4 protein-coding genes and 2 pseudogenes are annotated in these 5273 nt (G+C 40.3%); 2 read left to right on the plus strand and 4 right to left on the minus strand.

Annotation, left to right across the window (positions count from 1 at the left end):
* The 4 genes and pseudogenes from L4C33_RS19450 to L4C33_RS19465 form a co-directional block, all read right to left on the minus strand.
* Window positions 1–302: pseudogene (locus tag L4C33_RS19450) on the minus strand (heavy metal sensor histidine kinase); the annotation flags it as partial.
* 88 nt (window positions 303–390) lie between these two features.
* Window positions 391–1071 (minus strand): heavy metal response regulator transcription factor, encoded by a 681-nt coding sequence (locus L4C33_RS19455; RefSeq protein WP_428814054.1) that lies wholly within the window; start codon window positions 1069–1071, stop codon window positions 391–393.
* A 108-nt stretch (window positions 1072–1179) separates the two neighbouring features.
* Window positions 1180–1542 carry a DUF3316 domain-containing protein gene (locus L4C33_RS19460; protein ID WP_428814055.1) on the minus strand — a complete coding sequence of 121 codons (363 nt, stop codon included), beginning with the start codon at window positions 1540–1542 and terminating at the stop codon, window positions 1180–1182.
* A 511-nt stretch (window positions 1543–2053) separates the two neighbouring features.
* On the minus strand, window positions 2054–4168 hold the full coding sequence (locus L4C33_RS19465; protein WP_428814056.1) for a methyl-accepting chemotaxis protein: 2115 nt from the start codon (window positions 4166–4168) through the stop codon (window positions 2054–2056).
* 324 nt (window positions 4169–4492) lie between these two features.
* Between L4C33_RS19465 and L4C33_RS19470 the strand changes: the two are divergent.
* Both L4C33_RS19470 and L4C33_RS19475 read left to right on the plus strand, forming a co-directional pair.
* A pseudogene (locus L4C33_RS19470) lies at window positions 4493–4629 on the plus strand (transposase); the annotation flags it as partial.
* Window positions 4630–4655: 26 nt separating this feature from the next.
* Window positions 4656–5273, plus strand: a 618-nt coding sequence (locus L4C33_RS19475) for a helix-turn-helix transcriptional regulator (protein WP_428814057.1), incomplete at its 3' end; no start/stop codon positions are given.

Genomic DNA, 5273 nt, shown 5'->3' on the forward strand with positions numbered 1-5273 from the left:
AAAGTACCCGGGCTATTTTTGAGCTGAAAAAGTTGGCCTCTGTAATAATTACCATCAAAGACCCATTCGAGAAACGGGTCTTTAGTAGTTAGAGAAAAGTCATCAGGTAAAGAAATATCTTGAGAGCTGTATATCAATTGATTTTTAGAAATAAGCCAGAGTTTTGTTTCGCCAGATGAAAAGAAACTGCCAAACTTATCGATGAAGTCGCCTTCAAGACGCAATTTATCTATCGTTTCGAACTTTTGAGTTAAAATATAATGATCTTGCTGGTAGAAATGACGGTCTACGGTAAAAAACATCACCACTCCGACACTACATAATACCAATGATGAAACAAGGAAATAAGAGAAATTGAGACGATTAGCTATAGAGTTTAACCAGGTTATTCTATGCATGTTCATCATCCAAGACATAGCCCATACCACGGATAGTATGAATTAACTTGGGCTCAAAACCATTATCCATTTTAGAACGTAACCGTTTTACTGCGACATCAATAACATTTGTATCACTGTCAAAGTTAATATCCCAAACAGAAGAAGCTATTTGAGAGCGAGACATAACCTCTCCTCGCCTTTGCATAAAAAGTTCCAACAAAAGGAATTCCTTTGCAGTTAGACTGATTACATTACCATCTCGGGTTACTCTTCTTCGAACAAGATCAAGAGAAAGGTTAGAAATACTTAAAGTCGTTGATGACTCGATTGGGGTCACCTTCTTGAGCGCATTACGAACACGAGCAAGAAGTTCGACAAAAGCAAATGGCTTAACGAGATAATCATCAGCTCCTAGTTCCAGTCCTTTCACACGGTCGACTACCTGATCTTTAGCGGTCAACATAATTATGGGAGTTTGAATGTCACTACTTCTTAGCGTTTTCAGAACTTGCCAACCATTTAAATTAGGCAGCATAACGTCTAATATAATCAAATCAAATGATTCACATGTTGCTTTATATAAACCATCAACGCCGTTAAGAGCGTGATCACATATAAAGCCGGCTTCAGTCAGGCCTTTTACAAGGTATTCACCTGTTTTAGTTTCATCTTCAATGATGAGTATTTTCATGTCTACCTTCTAACGTAGTTAAATTTCTAACTGGTCATGAAGTAAGGCTATAAGGTACGGCGAGGTTTCACAACCTCGCATTCCTAAATTTAGATGAATGAGTAAGGATTAATTGTTACGTTCAACTTGTCTGTATTCATAATTCACATTAACCAGCCCTTTATAACGCAGTTCACCTTCTTCATTCATATATTCTTGAGCAATAATATACGAGCCGTCTTTCAGACTAATACTCTTGGTTACTAAATTAATTGAAAATACACCTAACTGTTGCTTCAACTCAGCAGGAGAACTTTGTTTCAGCTCTGTTAGTACGGATACCGCCTCTTCATAAGCACTTTCTTTACTTTCTGTAGCTTTTGTATGCAGTACTGTGTTTTTTTCGACAAGGACGTGAAGAGGAGAAGCTAATGCGTCACTTGTAACAAATGAAAAAGCGATAGTGATAAGGATAATAGATAATTTATTCATGGTTAAAATTCCTCGTTTTTAGTTGACGAGGGAAGAATAACAACACACAAGTGACATGGGTGAGGCGAGAATATGACATTTCTGTCATATTTCATTTTAAGCTCAGCGCTCCAACGATGGYGACTTTGGGCAGTAATTAGAATTCAAGAACATCGTTGCCACAATTAATTTTGATTAGTTAGACAACGTTACCCGTCACTTGGTAGTCCCACCCTAGCAACTCATTAGGGTTACCCATATAGGTTTCAGCTACCCTCTCAATAACCACATAACGTGAGTTCCCCGTTTCATCTTTGAGGAAGTCAGCGACTTATTAATGTTACTTCGTGAATCGCACAGTGACATGCTAATGGGTTTTTGAACTCTCTTAAACGATGAACAAGCACTTGCGGAAAAGATGCGAACGTAACCTTTGTCGTTTCACCGAGTTTGAATCATCACACAGTCAAACATCAATAAAGGAGCAACCGCTGAATTTACACTTTGTTGTCAACCTTACAATGTAAAGGTGCTAAGTTTTTAGTTGGTCAAGGTGATGGTATTGTGTTTTTACTAGCTCTGATAAATGCTGGCTACTTGCTAAAGACTCGTCAGCTAAAGAAGCAAGTTCATTGGACGCATCAGAAATCGCAGTGATATTACGATTGATCTCCTCCGTCACGAGGCTTTGCTCTTCTGCTGCAGTAGCAATGTGGGTAATTTGACTAGAAATCGCACCGATTTGACCAACGATAGAATTAATAGAAGACAGCGCCTCATTAGTTTGAGAGACCGCAAGGTCCGCTTTCTCTGTCCCTGAGTCGATAACCTTTGCCGCAGAGCCTACCTCTTGTTGAAGTGCCTCAATCAACTTAGTTATATCATCTGTTGACTCTTGAGTTTTTGAAGCAAGAGAGCGTACTTCATCAGCGRCAACCGCAAAGCCTCGTCCTTGCTCCCCTGCTCTAGCAGCTTCAATAGCGGCGTTTAGTGCAAGCAAATTAGTTTGATCAGCGATAGATCGGATAACATCAACAATTGAGTTAATGTTATTGCTACTATCAGACACCTTGCTAATAGCATCCTTTGCCAATAACGTCTCTTGAGACATTGTATCTACATATCCCATCGCATCATTTAAGCTACCTTCACAAGCTTGCAGGCTATTCGACATTTGTTCAGTTTCAGAAGCAGTTTTCTCAGACGCACCAGCTACTTCAGAAGCAGTCGCACTCATCTCATTAATTGCAGTAACAACATTTTCCACTTCTTTATTTTGGCTATTTAGACTATCACGTGTTCGCTTTGCTATATTTGCTGTCGAAGCGCTAACATTTTGTGATTGAGAAGCGATGCCCTTCAGTTCAACAATTAACCCTTTTAGTTTGTCGATGAATAAATTAAAACCGCGACTAAGAGCAATTAATTCAGCGTGCGATTCAACCTGAATAGATTGGGTTAAATCTCCATCAGCACTGGCAAGGTTTTCAGCGTGTGACTGAATTACTTTGATTGGAGCAACAATACCTTTAACCAAAATTGCGATGCCAATTACAGCGAAGACTGATACACCTGCACCTATACCAAGTTGGAGCGTTCCAAGTGAACTTGCCATCTCATCCATAGCGAGTCTTAACTCACTAGCACTACTTAGAGCCTGTTCGTTAGGTACCTCGATTACTAGTGACCACTCAATATTTGCCAGAGGGATCTCAATAGGGTAAGCAACAGCAAGCATATTTTCATCAGAGAAAAAGCCACTGCCGATATGCAATTGAGTTAGAGCTGAAGCAATATTACTAGGTATCGCCTCACTCAGTGGACGACCCAAATTAGCATAGTGGCTAGAACCAACAATTAAACCTTTTTCGCTCAGCAAGGTCACTTTCGCCTTCCCTGAGTAAAGACGGCTAGAGAGTTCATTTATCAACTTCTGAAAAACAGGTAAATGAATATCGACGCCAACAACACCTACAAAGGTACCTTGCTTAACGACAGGTGCGATCAACGAGCTCATCATGATCTCTTGACCATCGACTTCTTCTAGATATGGCTCCATCGCACAAGAAGAGTAGGTGTCCTTTGAACACAAGTACCACTCTGCTTCACGTAAACCAAATTCATCCTTTTCAGCAGCGTATTTCTCTTCTGCGTCTGTGACTTGTTCTTGGACAACCTCGTCGTTGGACTCTCGGTAGAAGTAAACCTCAAAGCTTCCCACACCGGGGACACTATGACTGGTATCTTGGGTATAGCTTGCATCATTTCCATCAAAGCCATTTGGCTCAAACTGAGCATATATTGCAGATAAGTGATCATTATTCTCTAGCACAGCTTGTAGAGTGGCTTCTACTGCATTGCGTGAGCTTAGCTCTGTACCGGATGTTTTAGCAATCGATGCTGCAAGTGTACGTGGCGTTTGAAAAGCGGTATTAATAAAGTTTGCTATCTTTTCACCATACTGACCAGCCGTAGACATGAGCTTGGCTTTAATTTCTAACTGAATACTATGCTGAACTTGATCAGCCATTTCGGCATTTTTGCTATTTAGCGTCCACCTTAAGGTCACAGATAGCAATAAAACGATGATCAATAGTAACGCAGAGTTTATCCAGAGTAATTTGGTACTAATGGAAAGTTGCTTCATGAAACCATCCTTGGTAATTAGATATCAAAGCAAGCGAATTGAAACATTGATTAAAAGAATACTAACGTGAGTATAGGTGCTGAAGTACAGCCTGTCAGCAGCCTAAGTTTGATGGTAAATAGCTTAGCAAGTAGCTGCGATACGCTACCTGTAAATGATTATAAAATCAGCGATTGCTATCAGCTTCCTGGATAACTCATGATCCAACTATTAAGTTTGATTCGCTACAAAACTAGTATAATTGTTTAAAATATCCACATTAGAAGTTTGAATATTCGCTGACTTGATAGACGCCTTTTAGTTAGAAAAAACCACTAACCAAAGGTGCTTACCAACGGTAAAAAATATCCCGAAGAGTTTAGAATTGAGGCTGTTAAGCAAGTAACTCAAAAAGCTCACAACGTGGCTGGAATAACCACTCGTTTAGGGCATCAACCAATAGTCTCGATACCTGGATCAAATGCATTTATTGGAGAAACGAGAAGTGATGAAACCTAAGGTTTGGATAAAGGCAGGCATAGTCATCATATATGGTTCATCCATCGATGCTGCTCCTCATCGTCACCATGCTATTCAGTTAGCTTGGCCTAGGAAAGACCATAGCTGTATGTTTGATGAAGCCGAAGTATCTACACCCGTGATTATCGATTCAAACATCGAACATCAGTTACAAATAGATGAAGGATGGATCTTATTGGTCGAGCCCACGAGCTCATTGGGGCTCGCACTGTCTAAGACACTGAATGGGCAGCCATCGAAAGTATGTATAGAGCCCTCCCCCACATTTTCTCATACAGAACACATTGATAATCTCACTGTACTTCTTTCTCCTTTATTTGAGTATTTAGGACTTTCTTCTCAATTTCCTCTCATCAACGACAGTCAAATTAGAGATCAACGCATCAAGACGTTAGTGAGCGAACTTAACCAATGCTTAGATGGGCAATGCCTGAAACCAAGTAACTGGCGTGCATCAGACGTTGCTCAACAACTCGCACTATCTGAAAGTCGTTTTCTTCACTTATTTAGCCAAGAACTCGGCGTTCCCTGGCGACCTTACCTGTTGTGGTGCCGAATGATTTGCGCAGTAAGGGCAATATTAAAT

Origin of the sequence: Vibrio makurazakiensis, assembly GCF_050337375.1 — a bacterium.
Classification (GTDB): Bacteria; Pseudomonadota; Gammaproteobacteria; order Enterobacterales; family Vibrionaceae; genus Vibrio; species Vibrio makurazakiensis.